Genomic DNA, 19,713 nt, shown 5'->3' on the forward strand with positions numbered 1-19,713 from the left:
CGATATGATAAGTATCAGCAGAAAAAAAGTGCGGTGAAATCGATCTGAATTTCACCGCATAACGGCAAATTATTTCAGTGTCGCCCGTGCATTTCTAAACAATCGCATCCAAGCGCCGTCTTCCGACCAGTCTTGCGGGTGCCAAGAGTTGGCGACGGTGCGGAAGACACGTTCCGGATGCGGCATCATAATCGCCACTCGCCCGTTAAGATTGGAAAGTGCGGTAATGCCGTCCACCGAGCCGTTCGGGTTGGCGGGATAGCTTTCGGTCGGTTGTAGGTCGTTGTCGATATATTGTGCAATCACCAGATTTTGCTCACGCAATAGTGCCGGTTGCCGATCGTTTTTAAATTCGACCCGTCCTTCACCATGTGAAACGGCAATCGGCATATGCGAACCCGCCATGCCGTTAAACCACGGTGAGTGGGTATCATTGATGCGTACTAACGCCGCACGGGCTTCAAAACGCTCGGAGGTATTACGCACAAAACGCGGCCAGGCTTCGCTGCCGGGGATAATTTCCGCCAGATTGGCGATCATCTGGCAGCCGTTACATACTCCCAATGTCAAGCTGTCGTCACGGTGGAAGAAAGCCTCAAACTGATCGCGAAGTGCGGTATTGAACAGAATAGATTTAGCCCAGCCGCCGCCCGCACCCAGCACATCACCGTAAGAGAAACCGCCGCAAGCGACCAACGCATTGAATTCACTTAATTTATGCCTTGCGGAATGCAGATCGCTCATGTGGACGTCAATCGCTTCAAAACCGGCACGGTCAAACGCCGCCGCCATTTCAACATGGCTGTTGACGCCTTGTTCTCGCAAAATGGCAATCCGTGGTTTTACGCCGCCGGCGATATACGGGGCGGCAATATCGTCATTGATGTCGTAACTCAATTGTGCGGAGAAGCCTTTATCATTCGGATTTTTCTTGGCGGCAAATTCTTGATCGGCACAGGCGGGATTATCACGTAACCGCTGTATTTGGTGGGTTAATTCCGCCCAGATAGCACGCAGTTCGCTGCGTGATTGTTGTAATACGATGCCGCCTTGGTTACGAACAATAAATTCATCGCCGGCGGTTACATGCCCCAAATCATGGCTGACCGCACTTAGCCCGTATTGCATCAAAGTGCGGTTTACGTCGTCTAGATCAGCCGCTTTAACCTGAATCACGGCGCCCAGTTCTTCATTGAAAAGTGCGCTTAGGGCATTATTGCCCAAGCTCGTAATATTTACATCGATACCGCAATGTCCGGCGAATGCCATTTCTGCCAACGTAACGACTAAACCGCCGTCGGCACGGTCGTGGTAAGCCAGTAATTTGTCTTCTTGCAACAAATGTTGGATCGCATCATAGAAGCCTTTCAGCTTAGCGACATCGACCACATCGGCCGGTTTATCGCCCAGCTGTTTATACACTTGCGCAAGTGCGGTTGCACCCAAGCGGTTGTTGCCTTCACCCAAGTCAATCAGTAATAAACGACTGTTGTCGCCTTTATCGGTTTGTAATTGCGGCGTAACGGTTTTGCGCACATCTTCCACACGGGCAAAGGCGCTGATGACAAGGGATAACGGTGCGGTGACCGATTTTTGCTCGCCGTTTTCCTGCCAAGTGGTCTTCATCGACATCGAGTCTTTCCCGACCGGAATCGTCAAGCCGAGTGCCGGACAGAGTTCTTCCCCGACGGCTTTGACTGCGGCGTAGAGACCGGCGTCTTCCCCTTGATGGCCGGCTGCCGACATCCAGTTTGCCGAGAGTTTAATTCGTTTAATATCGCCGATATGAGTGGCGGCAATATTGGTGATTGATTCGGCAACCGCCATTCTGGCGGAAGCGGCAAAATCTAACAAGGCGATTGGCGCCCGTTCGCCGATGGACATCGCTTCACCGTAGTAGCTGTCGAAACCGGCAGTAGTTACGGCACAGTCGGCAACCGGAATTTGCCACGGCCCGACCATCTGATCGCGTGCCACCATGCCGGTGACCGAACGATCGCCAATGGTGATTAAGAAGGTTTTTTCTGCAACCACCGGCAAGCGCAACACGCGGTGCAAGGCTTCGGGCAGTGAAATTTCCGATACGGCAAGGGCAGGATTGTTGACGACCGCACTTTGCACGTCACGTGTCATTTTCGGCGGTTTACCCAGCAGAACATTCAACGGCATATCAATCGGTTTATTGTCGAAATGGCTGTCGTTCAAGGTCAAGTGCGGTTCCGCTACGGCTTCGCCGATGACGGCATAAGGCGCTCGTTCACGCCGGCAAAGCGCCTCGAATAATGGCAGTTGTTCGGCGGAAACCGCCAAGACATACCGCTCTTGCGATTCGTTACACCAAATTTCCAGCGGGCTCATGCCCGGTTCGTCACTCAGAATTTTACGCAGTTCGAATTTGCCGCCGCGGCCGCCGTCATTCACTAATTCGGGCATTGCATTGGACAAACCGCCGGCGCCGACATCGTGGATAAACAAAATCGGATTGTCCTCACCCAATTGCCAACAGCGGTCGATCACTTCCTGACAGCGGCGTTCCATCTCCGGATTGTCGCGTTGAACCGAGGCGAAATCGAGATCTTCTTTTGATTTTCCCGATGCCATGGAAGAGGCTGCGCCGCCGCCTAAACCAATATTCATTGCAGGGCCGCCTAACACAATTAATTTTGAGCCGACCGGAATCTCACCTTTCTGCACGTGTTCGTCACGGATATTACCGATTCCGCCTGCCAACATGATTGGTTTGTGATAACCGCGCACTTCCTCACCATTAAAGCTATTGACTTTTTCTTCATAAGTACGGAAATAACCGAGCAATGCAGGGCGACCAAACTCGTTATTAAATGCCGCACTGCCCAATGGGGCTTCCAACATAATATCCAATGCCGAAGCAATACGATCCGGCTTACTTAACGAGTTTTCCCATGGTTGCTCGAAGTCCGGCACGAGTAAGTTGGATACAGAGAAACCGACTAAGCCTGCTTTTGGTTTGGCACCGCGTCCGGTGGCGCCTTCGTCACGGATTTCACCACCGGAGCCGGTCGCCGCGCCTGGGAACGGAGAAATCGCAGTCGGGTGATTGTGGGTTTCCACTTTCATTAAAATATGCGCATCTTCTTGATGATAACGATACTGCCCGTCTTGATCGGCAAAGAAACGCCCGACTTTTGAACCTTCCATTACTGCTGCATTGTCTTTATAAGCAGAAAGTACAAAATCAGGCGTTTGCTCGAAGGTGTTTTTTATCATTTTAAACAGTGATTTCGGCTGTTTTTCGCCGTCGATAATCCAGTCGGCATTGAAAATTTTGTGGCGGCAGTGTTCGGAATTCGCTTGGGCAAACATATACAGTTCGATATCGACGGGATTACGCTTTAATTGGGTAAATTGCTGTAACAGGTAATCAATTTCGTCTTCGGCCAGTGCGAGGCCTAAATTGAGATTGGCTTGCTCAAGTGCGGTACGGCCGTGTTGTAAAATATCCACGGTAGTGAACGGCTTGGGCGTGGCGCGGCTGAACAGGGCTTGGGCGTCTTGAGGGGATTCGATTACCGATTCGAGCATTCGGTCATGTAAAAGTGCGGTCAGGGATTGTTTTTGCGATGGGGTGAGGGGGGAGGCGGTCTGGATATAATAGGCTAAACCGCGTTCTATTCGCTTGACCTTCTCCAAGCCGGAATTGTGGGCGATATCGGTGGCTTTAGACGACCAAGAGGAAATGGTGCCGATACGCGGAATAACGACAAAGCAATTTCCGTCGGGTTCATGCTCTGCCAATGTCGGACCATAGTGCAGAAGCTGTTCCAATTGCCCGGTTTCTTCCGCTGTCAAGCCGTCGTTTAGGTCTGCAAAGTGAAGATATTCGGCATAGCATTCGCTGACCGGCAGTTCGGCTCGGCGGAATCGAGCGGTTAATTGAGTTAAGCGGAAATCGGAAAGGGCGGGGGAGCCGCGGAAAATTTGCATCATCGTCTTTTACCGTAGGTTATAGAGGAAGTTAAAAATCGTACACATTGTACAGGAAACTCCCTCTGAACGGAACAGATTTGGTTTTCTGCAAAAGAACAGTTAGAATGCGCTATCTTTTATTTATCAAGGCGAGATTCTGTTTGAAAGGACTACTATTGCGCGCAATTTTTGCAATCGGTCTATTGTTATGGGCGATAGACATGATTTTTCCGTGGCAAAAAATGATGTCGTCGGAAAAAAATCACTATGTGACGGTGTTGGAAAAAGGCGAGTTGGTGGTCGGAACGGTCAATAATCCGGTTTATTATTTTATCGGCAACGAAGAACCGCAGGGATTGGAATATGAGCTCAGTCGGGCGTTTGCCGATTATTTGGGTGTAAAACTGAAAATCGTGACGTTGGATAACAGCAATCAACTGTTTGATGCGTTGAGCAGCGGTAAAATTGATATGGCGGCGGCAGGGTTGCGTTATCAAAATGAAAAAACACAGGATTTCCAAACCGGGCCGGGTTATACCTCGGCCTCTTGGCAGTTGGTGTATCGTATGGGGGCGGCACGTCCTAAGACATTTGCCGATGTCGATTCGCCGGTGCTGGTTCCGTTTAACGAAGAGTTGATGACATTGTTAACGCAATATCGGCAGCAGGCGCCGAATTTACAATGGCAAGCCAACAAAAATCTGACGCAAGAGGAGATTTTGCTGATGGTAGCCGACGGCAAGCAGGATTATGCAATTGCAGGCTCGATTGATGTGGCTTCGGCACAGCAGATCAAACCGCAGCTGAATGTCGCTTTTGATGTCAGCGAAGAATCGAGCGTGCATTGGTATTTCTCAAAAAATACCTATAACGAACTACAGGCGGCGTCATTGGAATTTATGCATACCGCCCTTGAAACCGGACTGGTAGCCCGTTTGGAAGAGAAATATTTTAACCATATGCGCCATTTCGATTATGTCGATGCCCGTACCTATCTGAATGCGATTGAAAACGTGCTGCCGAAATACATTGATTATTTCAAGCGTTACCGTGGTGATTTGGAATGGCATACGCTGGCGGCGATTGCCTATCAGGAGTCGCACTGGGACGAAACGGCAACCTCATTGACCGGCGTGCGCGGCATTATGATGCTGACCAAGGATACCGCAGAGCGGATGAAAGTACGGGATCGAACCGATCCGGAACAAAGCATTCGCGGCGGCTCGGAATATCTGCATATGCTGATGCGTCAGATTCCCGATACGGTGCGGCAGGAAGACAAAATCTGGTATGCACTGGCGGCATATAATATGGGGTTGGGACATCTGCTTGACGTGCGCCGGCTCACCAAAGAGCTGGGCGGTGATCCCGACAACTGGCTGGAGGTGAAAAACAATCTGCCGCTGTTGGCGGAGAAACGTTATTATTCCAAACTGAAATACGGCTATGCGCGCGGTTATGAGGCATATGCCTATGTCGAGAATATCCGCCGTTATATGAGCAGTATCAGCAAACATTACCGTTTGAAAGAGATTGAAAAAGCGATTGATCGCAAACTGATACCGGCGGACAGCGGCAATACCGGCATAAAAGAGAACGATTACGGCACACCGTTAAGTTAATGGAATAGGAGAAAAAATGAGAAGATCACGTGTCTTTTTTAAACCGAAAAAGTCGCTCTCATTACAAAATAATCATCGTCGACTGTTGCGTTTGCGCCGTCGTAAACGAATCAAATCACGAATAGAAGAGCGACACTGGTTTCAATTTTTGGTGGAACAGGATTAAGCGCAATCACAACCCGGCGGCTATGTCGGGTTGTTTGATCCGAACCGTTACAGCGCCAACAAATGGCGGTTTTTCTCAACGGTCGCCTTGCCGATACCCGCCACATCAGCCAGTTGATCAATGCTGATGAAGTTGCCGTTTTTTTCACGATATTCGACAATCGCCTGTGCTTTTTTGGCGCCGATGCCCAATAATCCTTTTTCCAGCTCTTGCGCGGTAGCGCTGTTCAGCTTCACACTGTTTTGCTGTGCCGAGCTTGGTGCGGCGGTTTGCGTTTGTTCGACAGAGGGGGCATTTACCGCACTTTTGTCTTTATTTGCCAAGACCGGCGTGCTGATGACCGTGCCGAATAATGTGATGACGGAAAAGAGTTTCAATTTTGTGGTTAAAGTAGACATAATTTTCCTCGAAAGATAACAATAAAAAAACGCTGTCGACTCAGTTATCGACAGCGTGATTGTGGCGTTATTTTTTCGAGTAATCTAAATGCGTGTAAAAAAATCGGAATCCGGATCGCAAAAACGGCAAAAAGTGCGGTTAATTGACCGCCTTAATGCGCAATTCTTTCGGCACTTCAAACACGGTATTTTCTTCGCAACCTTCCAAATCTTCCACGCTGTCCGCGCCCAATTCACGCAAGCGGCTGACAACGGACTGTACCAAGACTTCAGGGGCTGACGCACCGGCGGTGATGCCGATCACTTGTACCTGATTTAACCAAGCGGGATCAATGTCATTGGCATCGTCAATCAGCCTCGACGGAACGCCCATACGGGAAGCCAGTTCCGCCAACCGATTGGAATTCGAAGAATTTTTGGAGCCGACGACGATCACTAAATCCGATTGTTTTGCCAGCGCTTCAACGGCGTTTTGCCGATTGGTGGTGGCATAGCAGATATCATTTTTACGCGGGCCTTGAATTGAAGGATATTTTTCCTTCAAGTTTTCAATAATCGAGCTGGTATCGTTAATCGACAGCGTGGTCTGCGTCATAAACGTCAGCTCATCTTGCTGGTTGAGCGGTAGATTAGCAATATCTTCCACCGACTCCACCAGATAGATGCCGCCTTGCCGATTGTCATATTGCCCCATTGTACCTTCCACTTCAGGGTGTCCCTGATGCCCGATCAGAATCGCTTTAGTGCCTTTACGGCTGGCGCGGGCGACCTGCATATGCACTTTGGTCACCAGCGGACAAGTGGCATCGAACACTTTCAAACCGCGGTTTTTAGCTTCCTGCCGCACTTGCTGTGAAACGCCGTGTGCCGAGAAAATAACGATTGCCCCGTTGGGTACTTCGTCCAATTCCTCGACAAATACGGCGCCACGCTCACGCAGCCCGTTGACCACAAAACGGTTGTGCACCACCTCGTGACGTACATAAATCGGCGCACCGTGAATTTCCAACGCCAGCTCCACAATGCTGATGGCGCGATCCACGCCGGCACAAAAACCGCGCGGATTGGCTAAAATAATCTTCATGTCGGATCACCTGTTTTTTCTTTCGGTTTATCGGGGTTGACGAAATAATCCAAAATCAGCAGGCCGGCGCCAATGGTGATGGCGACATCGGCGATATTGAACACCGGATAATGGTAGATGTCCCAATACACATGCAAAAAATCGACCACAAACCCGTGATAAGTGCGGTCAACCATATTGGCGAGCGCACCGCCGATAATCAGCGCATAGCCGCTGTTTGCCAGTTTTTTATTAAATTGATTGTGTGCCAGCCAGTAAATCAGCAAGCCGGAAACGCTCAATGCCAACAGGATAAAGAAATATTTCTGCCAGCCGCCGTGATCCGCCAAAAAGCTGAATGCCGCGCCATAATTGCGGACATAGGTCAGATTAAACACCGGCAGAATATTGATGCTTTCATGTAACGCAAAATTTTTCACCACCAGCCATTTGGTGAGCAAATCCGCTATAAAAGCGACCGCACTTAGCCAGAGAAAGGGAAGCCCTGTTTTAAATTTATCCATAGCGATTCTCATTTAAAAAACAGCAGGGGCGGATTCAGTATCCGCCCGTTATATTGATATTACCTGATTTTGTTACGAATAAATCAGGCAAAATACCGCACTTCGCCGTCGCTTTCGACATTTTCCACACAGCGGCTGCACAAGTGCGGGTGTGCAGGGTTGCTGCCGATGGTGTCGGAATAGTGCCAGCAGCGCGGGCATTTTTCATGCGGTGAACGGATCACTTTCACCGCCAGTCCGTTCAGTTCGCCTTCTTCGATATCGGCTTCGGCTAACGGTTTCACCTCAGCTTTGGAGGTGATTAACACGAAACGCAATTCATTCCCCAGTTGCTGTAGCAACGGCAGCAGTTGCTCGTCGGCATAAAGGGTGATTTCAGCCTCCAGTGCCGAGCCGATGACTTTGTCGTTACGCGCCAGTTCCAACACTCGGTTGACTTCAGACCGCACTTTGAGGATTTGCTGCCAGTAGGCATCGTTCATGTTTTCGTTGTTGTCTAACGCAAACAAGCCGTCATAAAATTCTTCGGTGAATACGAATTCGCCGTGTTCGCCCGGCAGATATGACCAGACCTCATCGGCGGTAAACGAGAGAATCGGTGCTATCCAACGCACGGCGGCTTCGGCAATATGGTAAAGTGCGGTTTGGCAGCTGCGGCGTGCGATGCTGTCGGCTTTGGTGGTGTATTGGCGATCCTTGATGATATCGAGATAGAACGAGCCCATTTCAATCGAGAAGAAACGCATTAAACGCTGAACGACCAAATGGAATTGGTAGTTATCATAGTTCTCGGCAATATCTTGTTGTGCTTGTAAAGCGCAATCTACCGCCCAGCGATCGAGGGTGATCATCTCATCACGAGCGACCATGTCGGTTTTTGGATTAAAGCCGTTCAGATTAGCCAGTAGAAAGCGCATGGTATTACGGATACGGCGATAGGCATCGGCAGTCCGTTTAAAGATTTCATCAGATACCGCAATTTCACCGGTGTAATCAGTGGAAGCGACCCACAAACGCAGAATATCTGCACCGTAAGTATTCATCACTTTTTGCGGCTCAACGGTGTTGCCGATCGATTTCGACATTTTGCGCCCTTGCCCGTCTACGGTGAAACCGTGGGTTAACACTTGACGATACGGCGCTTTGTTTTCCGTGGCGGTGGAGAGCATTAATGACGACATAAACCAGCCGCGATGCTGATCTGAGCCTTCGAGATACATATCCGGCGATTTACCGTTCAGCTCGGGGCGGTGCGGCACGACTGAACCGAACGTTGAACCGGAGTCAAACCAAACGTCCAGCGTGTCCGGCACTTTGATGTATTGATCGGCTTCATCGCCCAGCAGTTCTTTGGCGTCCAGATCCCACCATGCCTGAATACCGCACTTTTCAACCCGCTTTGCCACTTCTTCCAATAATTCCAAAGAACGGGGATGCAGCTCTTCGGTTTGTTTATGGATAAACAGAGCCAACGGTACGCCCCAAGTGCGCTGACGGGAAATACACCAGTCGGGACGATTGGCGACCATGGTCTCGATTCGGGCTTGCCCCCAGTCGGGAATCCACTGTACGCTTTGAATCTCTTTTAACGCTTGTTGGCGTAAACCTTGGGTTTCCATGCCGATAAACCATTGCGGCGTGGCGCGGAAAATAATCGGCGTTTTATGGCGCCAGCAGTGTGGATAGCTATGTGCGATTTTCTGCACTTTCAGTAAAGCGCCGGTCTCTTGCAGTTTTTCAATGACCGCAGGGTTGGCTTTAAATACGTTCATGCCGGCGAAAAATTCGGCTTGCTCGTTGAATGAACCGTCATCATTGACCAGATTCACCATCGTGATATGGTATTTTTGTGCGATGTTATAGTCGTCCAAACCGTGATCCGGTGCGGTATGTACCAAGCCGGTACCGGCATCGGTGGTGACGTGATCGCCGAGGATCAACGGCACGCTGTAAGCATAGAACGGGTGGTTAAAGCGCAGCAGTTCCAAGTCCGTGCCTTTACTTTCGCCCAATACCGCATAATCGGCAATGTTCAATGCTTGCATCGTGGCATCAACCAGCTCTTTCACCAGAATCAGACGTTCAGGGTTGTTGCCGTTGATTTGTACCAGTTGATAGCTTAATTCCGGATTGATGGAAATGGCTTTGTTAGACGGCAATGTCCACGGCGTAGTTGTCCAGATGACAGCCGAGATATTGCCGTTGCCGCCGGCGTTGAATTTGTCGGCGACCGCACTTTCATCTTCGGCGCGAAAGCGTACGTAAATTGACGGCGAAGTGTGTTCTTCATATTCCACTTCCGCTTCCGCCAAAGAAGAGGCGCAATCCAAACACCAATGCACCGGCTTGTAGCCTTTGTACAGATGCCCGTTTTTGATCACCTTGCCCAAGGTGCGGATAATGTTGGCTTCAGTGTCGAAATTCATGGTCAGATACGGATTATCCCAATCGCCCAACACGCCGAAGCGGATAAAATCTTGCTTTTGCCCTTCCACTTGTGAAGCGGCATATTTGCGGCACTCTTCACGGAATTCGGCGGCACTGATTTTCTGGTTGGGTTTACCGACCAGCCCTTCCACTTTCAGTTCAATCGGCAAGCCGTGACAGTCCCAACCGGGGATATACGGCGAATCATAGCCAAGTGCGGTTTTGGATTTAATGATAACGTCTTTCAGGATTTTATTAACCGCATGTCCGATGTGTAAGGTGCCGTTGGCATATGGAGGACCGTCGTGCAGAATGAAACTTTTTTTGCCTTTAGCCGCTTGACGAATTTTTTGGTACAGCGATTTTTGGTACCAGTTTTCCAACATTTTCGGCTCGCGTTTCGCCAAATCGCCCCGCATCGGAAAGCCTGTTTCCGGCAGGTTCAGGCTGTTTTTGTAATCGGTTGTTTCGTTAGACATTGTTTATCCCGTTTTTTGAGAGAAGTTTTTAAGCAAATAATCGCCACATTATACGCAAAGTGCGGTTGATTTTCGATAGTTTTGTTGACAGACCGCACGTTGACGCAACGGTGCGCCCTCGGCGTCAACGCGACCGGAAAAACGCCCTCGCTGTTTGTACATCTTGTGCGATCCGGGCTTTTAACTGTGCAAAATCGGCGAATTTAATTTCATTGCGGATTTTGTGCAGAAATAAAATTTCGAGTGATTGTCCGTAGAGATTTTGTGCGAAATCAAAAATATGCACTTCCAACAACGGACGAGTGCCGCCGTTGAGGGTCGGACGGTTGCCGACATTGGCGACACCTTGATAGCGGCTACCTTGTTTCGTCAGAATTTCCACGGCATATACGCCTTGCACCGGATTGACTTGGCGGTGCAGGTGAATATTGGCAGTCGGGAAACCGATAGTGCGCCCTAATTTATTGCCGTGCGCCACACGCCCGTGAATGCTGTACGGCCTGCCGAGCAGGCTTTCGGCAAGTGCTAGATCGTCATTCGCCAACGCTTGACGAATCAGAGTACTGCTGATCCGTTGTTGATCGAGATGAAAACTATCGTTGTTTTCCACTTCGAAGCCGAATTGTTTACCGGCTTCGAGCAAGGTTTGAAAATTGCCTTGCCGTTGATAGCCGAAATGGAAATCATCACCGATACTGAGAAATTTTATATTCAGTTTTTCAAGCAGATAATGACGGATAAATTGCTCCGGACTGAGGTCGGCAAAAGTGCGGTTGAAGCGAATGCACAATACATAATCCACGCCGGCTTGTTTTAAAAACCGCACTTTGTCGCGCAAGCGCATTAGCCTTGCCGGCGCATGTTCGGCGCTGAAAAATTCATTCGGTTGCGGCTCGAACAGCATAACTACCGACGGCAAATTAAGTTCGACCGCTTTGCTGCGCAGGTGAGCCAAAATCTGCCGGTGGCCTAAATGGCAACCGTCAAAGTTACCGATGGTCAGTGCCGTGCCGTTCGGTATTGCAGGTAAATTGTAGATACCACGGATCAATTGCATAATATGTTTAATTATTCAGGCGGAAAAATTGACGGAATTATAGCATGTTAATGGCGGAAATGGTGTTTCCTCACCCCAAATAGCGCCAACAGGATAAAATAGGACAGCCCGGCGCCGACAATCAGCCAGGCTAGCCAGTGAATGCGTTCAGCCAATCCCATTGCCGCCCAAAGATTCAATTTTGGCGAGTAATACCAGATAAATGCGCCCATGCCCAATGCTGCCGCCAACAGGCGCAAGGCGAAGCGCCGAGTGGTTTTGCCGAATCGATATACCCCGGCTTTCGACAGGCCGTGATAGAGCAGATACGCATTCAGCGTTGCCGACATGGCCGAAGCGATCGCCAGTCCGACATAACTGAACGGAATCGCCAGCAGGTTAAAGCCCATATTGCTGACCATGGCGATAATGCCGTAACGCACCGGCGTTTTGGTGTCTTGACGGGCGTAGTAACCGTTGGCGAGAATTTTAATCAGCATATAGCTTAACAAGGCGCTGGTGAACGCCCATAGCGAATAAGAGGCGGCAACCACATCAGACAACAAAAAGTTGCCGCGCATAAACAGCACCATCAGCATCGGCTGCGCCAACACGGCAATGCCGATTGCCGCCGGTATACCAAGCAGCAGAATCATACGCACGCCCCAGTCCATCGTATTGCGGAATTCCGTACTGACCACCGCACTTTCATCATGACGGTTAACATGGTGACGGGCAAGCGTCGGCAGAATAACGGTGGAAATCGCAATGCCGAACAGCCCGAGCGGAAATTCCAGCAGGCGGTCGGAATAATAAAGCCAGCTGATTGAACCGGTCATCAGGAAGCTGGCGATAAAAGTATCGAGCAGCAGATTGATCTGGCTGACGGAAACGCCGAACAGCGCCGGAATCATCAACGTGCGGATCTTTTTCACGCCCGGATCATTCCACGCCCATTTCGGTTTGACCAGCATTTTAGCTTGTTTGAGAAACGGAATCTGGAACAAAAATTGCAGCAGACCGCCGAGAAAAATCCCAATTGCCAGTGCCATATCCGGCGTATCAAAGTGCGGTGCAAGAAAAACCGCACTGGCGATCATGGCAATATTCAGCAACACCGGTGAAAACGCCATTACGCCGAATTTGCCCAGAGTATTTAAAATTGCACCTGACAAGGCGACTAAGGTGATAAACCACAGATATGGAAAAGTAATTTTCAATAGTAGTGAAGCTTGTTCATATTTATAGCCGTTCGGGCCGTCGTTGAGCCAATCCATGAACCAGCCGGTGCCGAAAATTGCGGCAATTATCGGCGAACCGACCATTGCCAACAGTGTTACTACCGCCACCAGACCGCCGAGTGTTCCGTTGACTTTGGCGACAAATTTCTGGGTTTCGCTCAGATTTCCTTCTTTGCGGTATTCTGCCAGAACAGGGATAAACGCTTGTGAAAATGCACCTTCGGCAAACAGGCGGCGTAAAAAATTCGGGATTCGGTTGGCAAACAGAAAAATATCGGCCGCCGCACCGGCGCCGAGCAGATTGGCGATCACCACATCGCGAATTAACCCCAATACCCGTGAGAGCAGGGTCATTCCGCTGACGATAATGCCGGATTTTAATAAAGGTTTACTCAAAACGGTTTCTCTAATACAGAATAGATTGAGCGCTAATTGTATAGAAAAATTGTTTTTTAGCTATATTCCGATAAAAAAAACTGCTAAAATTCGCTGCCTGATGCGAAAGTGGCTCTTTCGCTCGACCCTGTTTCCACTGCGGCGGCAACTCAAAATCGTGTCTTGTTGCGCCGATATGCAGTGATAACAAACAAATTGCAGATTACTATTTGACAAACGCATAGAAAACAGGCATATTTTACGCCTTTATTTTTATGTCTTAATTTTTACAGAAATTCTTGGGAGTTTGATCTTGGCTAATATCAAGTCAGCTAAAAAACGTGCGATTCAATCTGAAAAACGCCGTCAGCACAATGCAAGTCAACGTTCTATGATGCGTACTTATATCAAAAAAGTCTACGCAGCCGTAGCAAGCGGTGACAAATCCGCAGCAGAAACCGCATTTGTCGAAATGCAAAAAGTCGTGGACAGAATGGCTTCTAAAGGCTTAATTCACGCCAACAAAGCTGCAAACCACAAATCAAAATTGGTTGCGCAAATCAAAAAATTGGCCGCTTAATCAATTTATTGTGATATGAAAACCGCACTTACATGACAAAGTGCGGTTTTTTATTGTCTGTCGATTAACGCAGAAAGCGGCGGCGTTTGGAATGAAAGCGGTGTGTAGGCCGAGCGGCATTTTTGTTCACCACGCTTTTACGGGCGGTATCGACGACAAGAATTTTACGTCTCCTGCGTAAAAAATAGTGGATACTGCTGGTAACAACCACGCCGCACAAAAAGACAATAATCAGTTCGCCGTACAAATGGTGGAACAGCGCATTGATTTTGTCTTGCGTGGTTTGTCCGTATTGCGTATCGAATGTGACGCGCAGATAGCCGAGCAGACGTGATGCAGAGCGGATCGGTTCGACAATTTGCTGTGTATTTTCCGTATCTTCTGCCGAACCGGCATCTAAGCCGATTCTTGCCCGAACGTTAAACGGATGGCTGCTTTGTGCCAGAATATTGCCCTGCGGCGAATATACCGTTGCATCCAGCACAAATTCTTGCAGGCGGAATTGATCCAGACTGTCGACCAAACTTTCTATTTTGGTATTATTCGCCAATAAAACCGACATCAAATTGGCCTGTTGCCGCACCAAGGTGTGCGACAGATAGGAAACCTGGTTGATACTGGCAAGCTGCGAACCGACCTTGAACTGTTTCACGCCATAGAGAATCACGCTCATGATGGCGGCACAAGCGACAATAATGGTCAGCAATAAGGCGAACTTGAGGACTTTTTCTTTATTTAAATATAACAATTGCGAGCCTTAAATGTTCAAATGAGCGAAATTATGCTATTAATAGCGCTGGATTATAGCATATTAAACGAATTTGGAACGATTATGCCGCAACAAGCCCTCGATAGTCTGCTCTCATTTTGGCCGCATTTACCGGCCGTACTCAACCCGCAGCAACCGCCGGCGCCGACGGCGCAGAATTTTGTGTTATACGGACGGCAGTTGAATCAAACCGCACTTGAGGCTTTTGCGCAGCAGGCGCAACAGCGATTGCGCCTGTGTGCTGTCTGGCAGTGTGAACAACTGGTGGCGGTGTTGTTACAAGGGGAATATGAACACGAAAGATTGTTACGCCTTGCCAACGGATTACAGCTGGATATTGCATTACTTAACGGCGAACCGCACTTGGCACAAACTACCGGTTTACTGGTGATGGATATGGATTCGACGGCGATTCAGATTGAATGTATTGATGAAATTGCCAAATTGGCCGGCAGCGGCGAGCTGGTATCTGAGATTACCGAGCGGGCAATGCGCGGCGAATTGGATTTTGAACAGAGTTTGCGCCGCCGTGTCGGCACGCTTCAGGGGGCATCGGAACATATTTTGCAGCAAGTGCGCTCAAGCCTGCCGCTAATGCCGGGGCTGGAAAGAACCTTGCAGGTATTGCAGCGACAAGGCTGGCGAACCGCCATTGCTTCCGGCGGGTTTACCTATTTTGCCGACTATTTGAAACAGACGTTAAAACTGGACGAAGCGGTTTCCAACCAATTGGAAATCGTGGACGGTTTTTTGAGCGGAAAGGTGATCGGACAAGTGGTGGACGCCCGCTATAAAGCGGAAACCTTAAACCGTTTGCGTGAAACCTTTGCCGTCAGCAGGCAAAATACCGTTGCGATCGGTGACGGCGCCAATGATTTGCCGATGTTGGCGGAAGCCGGATTGGGGATTGCATTTCATGCCAAACCCAAAGTGCAGCAGCAGGCGCAAGTGGTTATCAATCATGCCGATTTGACCGCACTTTTGTTGTTGTTGGAAGCCAATCAACGCTTGCAAACGTTATTAAAAAATTAAAAATCATAACATTAAGACTGAGGAGAAAGAGATTATGCCTTCTTTTGATATTGTATCCGAAGTAACGGTTCACGAAGTCAGAAATGCGGTGGAAAACGCCAACCGTGACTTGGGCAACCGCTGGGATTTTAAAAATGTACATGCGACAATCGAGCTGAACGAAAAAGACGTGAAAATCAAGGTCAGCAGCGAATCGGATTTTCAGGTCGAACAGTTGCTGGATATTTTGCGCAGTGCGATGATTAAACGCGGGATCGAACATAATTCACTGGATATCGACGAGCAGTTTGAACACAGCGGTAAAATTTACAGCAAAGCGGTGAAGATCAAACAAGGGATTGAAAGCGAAATGGCGAAAAAGATCACCAAACTGGTGAAAGATGCCAAAATTAAGGTTCAAACCCAGATTCAGGGGGATCAAGTGCGGGTGACGGGCAAATCGCGTGATGATTTGCAGGCAGTTATCCAGTTGGTGAAAAGTGCGGAATTGGGGCAGCCGTTCCAGTTTAACAATTTCCGTGATTAGGATTTATTTTCAGGAGGCATCATGACACAGCGTGCAAATACCGGCGAGGTAACAAAAGGCCTCTTCAGAAAAATGCTGGATAAATATAACGAACTTTGCCGTGATATGGGCGTTGACAACGGCGGCGGTTGCCGTCGTTGCGTGCCGATTGTCAAGCAGGATCCGGAACCGGAAAAACCGCAGAAAAAAGCCGGGTAATTTATGACGCCGGATTCGCTGCTGGCGTTGGACGTTGTTATTCCCTGCTATAATGCGGAAGCACCGTGCAAAGAGCGGTTGACAGCGCATTGCCGCAAAGTGCGGTTCGTCGTATTTATCTGATTGACGATCAATCGCAGGATAACACTTGGGGATTAATACGACAAATAGCGGCGAAATCCGAGCGGATATCGGCGCTACAAATGCCGATTAACAGTGGCGTTGCCAAGGCGAGGAATTGGGGCGCACTACAAGTGATGCCCCGTTGTTGGCTTTTTTAGATGCAGATGATGCTTATCAAGCGGAAGCCTTGTATCCGGCACAGCTTGCCTTATCCAAATTTGCTTATCTCAGTTTGGTACGCTTGCCGCTCATTGTCGTTGATTTGGCTGCTCGTTATGCCGCCCCCCTCAAGTTAGACAATGCGTGGCATACGGTGCAAATGACCGTCGGCGGCAATACCGTATTTCGTCGTTCACTATTTTTGGCTGTCGGCGGCTTTCCGCAGGATCAACTGTTCAGGCGTTTCGGCGGGGAAGGCGGCGCATTACAGTTGGCATTGATCAGAACAACTGTCGTGGGAACGCTGTTTGGCAAGTCGGACAGTGTGCAACCCGTTGCCGGCGTGTTACATTCTTATCGCAAAGGAATGCATGCCGAAAGGCTGTTGGACGTAATATTATTTAAACAATATGATCCGTTGGTCATGAGTCATATGGCGCAGGCCAATCAAGTCACCGATCGTATCATACAACAGCTGCAATAGCTTCAGCCGTTGCTGCAAGTGGAAAAGTGCGGTGTTATGCCGTTGTATCTCGAATATTGACCGCCTTGTTTTTTGTCTTTCTTTCCATTTTTAAAATACTTGTCACATCAGAAAACTGTGTTTTTTGTCACATTTTTGACACGAAACCGACTAATCTTTTTTTACATTTCTTTCACTTCTCATAAATTCTGATAGAATGCCCGCACCCTGATGTATCCAATTTTTGAGGTGTTTACTATGTTATGGTTTTTACTCTGCGTTGCCTTGTTGCTCGCCGGTTATTTTATCTACGGTTCGATCATTGAGCGAATCTTTAAAATCAATCCGTCACGTCCGACACCGGCGCACCATATGGCTGACGGCGTGGATTATGTGCCGATGTCAAAGAAAAAAATCTGGCTGATCCAGTTGCTGAATATTGCCGGAACAGGGCCGATTTTCGGACCGATTTTGGGGGCATTATACGGGCCGGTTGCCATGCTGTGGATTGTTTTCGGTTGTATCTTTGCCGGGGCGGTGCACGATTATTTCTGCGGTATGCTGAGTATCCGTAACAAAGGCGCCAATATTCCGTTTTTGGCGGGAAAATATTTGGGGCGGCCGGTAAAACATTTTATGAATGTCTTGGCGATTTTGCTGTTGTTGCTGGTCGGTGTGGTGTTCGTTGCCAGCCCGGCGTCGCTGTTGACGAATATTACCGCTGATCTGTTAAATTCAGGTGCGGTAGGGGCGGGCGCCGTCAATGAGGAGTCCGGCACAAGTAACGCCAACATTCTGATGATATGGACTGCGATTATTTTTGTTTACTATATTATTGCAACATTGGTTCCGATTGATAAAATTATCGGCCGTATTTATCCGCTGTTCGGTGCATTGTTACTGTTTATGACGGTCGGTATGTTATTCGGTTTGATCTTTGAAGGCATTCCGATGTTCCGCTCGGTCGGTATGGATGTTGATTTTGCCACCTTCTTCCAAAATCTGCATCCGAAAGAAGGCTTGCCGATTTGGCCGTTGCTGTTCATTACGATTGCCTGTGGTGCGATTTCCGGTTTCCATGCGACGCAAACGCCATTAATGGCGCGTTGTGCCGAGAATGAAAAAGAAGGCCGATTTATTTTCTACGGCGCAATGATTGGTGAAGGTGTGATTGCCTTGATCTGGTGTATGGTCGGTTTGAGTTTTTATGAAACGTCGGAAGCGATGAATGCGGCGATTGTTTCGGGGACACCGTCCAAAGTGGTTTATGATTCCGCAATCGGTATGTTGGGCGTATTCGGAGGTATCTTGGCAGTCTTGGGCGTGGTTATTTTACCGATTACCTCCGGCGACACCGCATTCCGTGCCGCCCGTCTTCTGATTGCCGATTTCTTCCATCTGGATCAACGCAATATTGCAAAACGCTTAATGATTGCAATTCCGTTATTTATTGTCGGATTTGCCGTTTCGAAAATTGATTTTTCGATTCTGTGGCGCTATTTCGGTTGGGCGAATCAGACAACGGCAACGGTGATGCTGTGGGTCGCTGCGGCTTATTTGTATCGCTATAACAAATTCCATTGGGTTTGCACTGTACCGGCTATTTTCATGACAAGCGTCTGTACGACTTTCTTGGCTTATGCTCCGATTGGTTTCGGTTTGGAGTATCAAACTGCGGTTTATGTCGGCTTTGCCCTGACCATTGTAATCACGCTGGCTTTCTTCCTGATGTTAAAACCGATTGCCGACGGCGATCCGGATTCGGAAACGGTCAGCTAATCATTTCTGACGATGATAATAAAAGCGAGCTTCGGCTCGCTTTTTTGTTGTCTTTTCTCGTATTACCTTTATTTTTTACTCATTCTTTAAATTGATGTTCAAAACGAATAAAAAATATTTCAAAATAAACTAAAAATAGTTATTTTTGTGATCTATTTAAAACTTTTTTATTTTGAAGTGATGTAGTATAGCCTCACTGATTAGCGATGCTGATCAGAAACCATATCTTTATACAACGCTATTTTTGTGAGGCTATTATGATTGAAATGATTACACACGGTGCGGAATGGTTCATCGGACTGTTTCAAAAAGGCGGTGAGGTGTTTACCGGCATGGTGACGGGTATTTTGCCGCTATTGATTTCTTTGTTGGTGATCATGAATGCCCTGATTACCTTTATCGGACAGGATCGGATTGAGCGTTTGGCGCAGCGCAGTGCCGGCAATCCTTTTTCTCGTTATTTAATTCTGCCGGTTTTCGGCACATTTGTCTTTTGTAATCCGATGACCCTGAGCCTTGGGCGTTTCCTGCCGGAACGTTATAAACCGAGTTATTACGCCGCCGCTTCGTATAGCTGCCATTCGATGAACGGGTTGTTTCCGCATATTAATCCCGGGGAACTTTTCGTTTATTTGGGGATTGCCGGCGGTTTGACAACGTTGGACGTGCCGCTTGCCCCGTTGGCGGTCAGCTATTTGCTGGTCGGCATGGTGACCAATTTTTTCCGCGGCTGGATAACGGATTTTACCACGGCTGTTTTTGAAAAACGGATGAACATTAAACTGGATCGTGAAGTGCATTTGTAAGC

16 protein-coding genes and 1 pseudogene are annotated in these 19,713 nt (G+C 48.6%); 9 read left to right on the top strand and 8 right to left on the bottom strand.

Going from position 1 to position 19,713, the window contains the following annotated elements; all coding sequences use genetic code 11:
• Nucleotides 1-69: 69 nt before the first annotated feature.
• On the bottom strand, nt 70-3,966 hold the full coding sequence (purL, locus tag OA57_RS10570; protein WP_034617491.1) for a phosphoribosylformylglycinamidine synthase: 3,897 nt from the start codon (nt 3,964-3,966) through the stop codon (nt 70-72).
• Nucleotides 3,967-4,106: 140 nt separating this feature from the next.
• On the opposite strand from purL, the gene mltF reads away from it, so the two are divergent.
• On the top strand, nt 4,107-5,567 hold the full coding sequence (mltF, locus tag OA57_RS10575; RefSeq protein WP_034617590.1) for a membrane-bound lytic murein transglycosylase MltF: 1,461 nt from the start codon (nt 4,107-4,109) through the stop codon (nt 5,565-5,567).
• A gap of 16 nt (nt 5,568-5,583) precedes the next feature.
• Entirely contained in the window at nt 5,584-5,733 is a 150-nt protein-coding gene (locus OA57_RS12725) for a hypothetical protein (RefSeq protein WP_161788349.1), read from the top strand.
• A 47-nt stretch (nt 5,734-5,780) separates the two neighbouring features.
• Here the strand turns inward: OA57_RS12725 and OA57_RS10580 are convergent, their stop codons facing one another.
• From OA57_RS10580 to murJ, 6 genes are all read right to left on the bottom strand, one after another.
• Nucleotides 5,781-6,131, bottom strand: a complete 351-nt coding sequence (locus OA57_RS10580) for a ComEA family DNA-binding protein (RefSeq protein ID WP_034617494.1) — start codon at nt 6,129-6,131, stop codon at nt 5,781-5,783.
• Between the two features lie 139 nt (nt 6,132-6,270).
• The gene (gene ispH, locus OA57_RS10585) at nt 6,271-7,215 is read right to left on the bottom strand and encodes a 4-hydroxy-3-methylbut-2-enyl diphosphate reductase (RefSeq protein ID WP_034617497.1); all 945 of its coding nucleotides are present in this window, start codon (nt 7,213-7,215) and stop codon (nt 6,271-6,273) included.
• Nucleotides 7,212-7,718, bottom strand: a complete 507-nt coding sequence (gene lspA, locus OA57_RS10590; RefSeq protein ID WP_034617499.1) for a signal peptidase II — start codon at nt 7,716-7,718, stop codon at nt 7,212-7,214. Before lspA ends, ispH begins: the two co-directional genes overlap by 4 nt.
• An 83-nt stretch (nt 7,719-7,801) precedes the next feature.
• Entirely contained in the window at nt 7,802-10,624 is a 2,823-nt protein-coding gene (ileS, locus tag OA57_RS10595) for an isoleucine--tRNA ligase (protein WP_034617501.1), read from the bottom strand.
• Nucleotides 10,625-10,748: 124 nt separating this feature from the next.
• Nucleotides 10,749-11,681 (bottom strand): bifunctional riboflavin kinase/FAD synthetase, encoded by a 933-nt coding sequence (gene ribF / locus OA57_RS10600; RefSeq protein ID WP_034617504.1) that lies wholly within the window; start codon nt 11,679-11,681, stop codon nt 10,749-10,751.
• A 47-nt stretch (nt 11,682-11,728) separates the two neighbouring features.
• Nucleotides 11,729-13,297: a murein biosynthesis integral membrane protein MurJ gene (gene murJ / locus OA57_RS10605; RefSeq protein WP_034617507.1), complete on the bottom strand. Its 1,569-nt coding sequence runs from the start codon at nt 13,295-13,297 to the stop codon at nt 11,729-11,731.
• Between the two features lie 292 nt (nt 13,298-13,589).
• Here murJ and rpsT point away from each other — a divergent pair, with 292 nt between their 5' ends.
• On the top strand, nt 13,590-13,856 hold the full coding sequence (gene rpsT / locus OA57_RS10610; protein WP_034617510.1) for a 30S ribosomal protein S20: 267 nt from the start codon (nt 13,590-13,592) through the stop codon (nt 13,854-13,856).
• A 64-nt stretch (nt 13,857-13,920) separates the two neighbouring features.
• Here the strand turns inward: rpsT and OA57_RS10615 are convergent, their stop codons facing one another.
• Complete coding sequence (locus OA57_RS10615; RefSeq protein WP_034617512.1) at nt 13,921-14,604, bottom strand: YtjB family periplasmic protein; 684 nt, start codon at nt 14,602-14,604, stop codon at nt 13,921-13,923.
• 84 nt (nt 14,605-14,688) lie between these two features.
• Between OA57_RS10615 and serB the strand changes: the two genes are divergently transcribed.
• The 6 genes and pseudogenes from serB (at nt 14,689) to srlA (ending at nt 19,711) form a co-directional block, all read left to right on the top strand.
• Nucleotides 14,689-15,657 (top strand): phosphoserine phosphatase, encoded by a 969-nt coding sequence (serB, locus tag OA57_RS10620; protein WP_034617514.1) that lies wholly within the window; start codon nt 14,689-14,691, stop codon nt 15,655-15,657.
• A 34-nt stretch (nt 15,658-15,691) separates the two neighbouring features.
• Nucleotides 15,692-16,183, top strand: a complete 492-nt coding sequence (locus tag OA57_RS10625) for a YajQ family cyclic di-GMP-binding protein (protein ID WP_034617517.1) — start codon at nt 15,692-15,694, stop codon at nt 16,181-16,183.
• A gap of 21 nt (nt 16,184-16,204) precedes the next feature.
• Nucleotides 16,205-16,381, top strand: coding sequence for a DUF5363 domain-containing protein (locus tag OA57_RS12730; protein WP_161788350.1), 177 nt, complete (start codon nt 16,205-16,207; stop codon nt 16,379-16,381).
• 3 nt (nt 16,382-16,384) lie between these two features.
• Nucleotides 16,385-17,147 (top strand): annotated as a pseudogene (locus OA57_RS10630) (glycosyltransferase family 2 protein).
• A gap of 237 nt (nt 17,148-17,384) precedes the next feature.
• A complete protein-coding gene (locus OA57_RS10635) occupies nt 17,385-18,905 on the top strand; it encodes a carbon starvation CstA family protein (protein ID WP_034617520.1) in 1,521 nt (506 codons plus the stop codon).
• Between the two features lie 257 nt (nt 18,906-19,162).
• Complete coding sequence (gene srlA / locus OA57_RS10640; RefSeq protein ID WP_034617594.1) at nt 19,163-19,711, top strand: PTS glucitol/sorbitol transporter subunit IIC; 549 nt, start codon at nt 19,163-19,165, stop codon at nt 19,709-19,711.
• Nucleotides 19,712-19,713 lie beyond the last annotated feature (2 nt).

This window comes from Chelonobacter oris, assembly GCF_000772535.1.
In the GTDB taxonomy this organism is placed as follows: Bacteria; Pseudomonadota; Gammaproteobacteria; order Enterobacterales; family Pasteurellaceae; genus Chelonobacter; species Chelonobacter oris.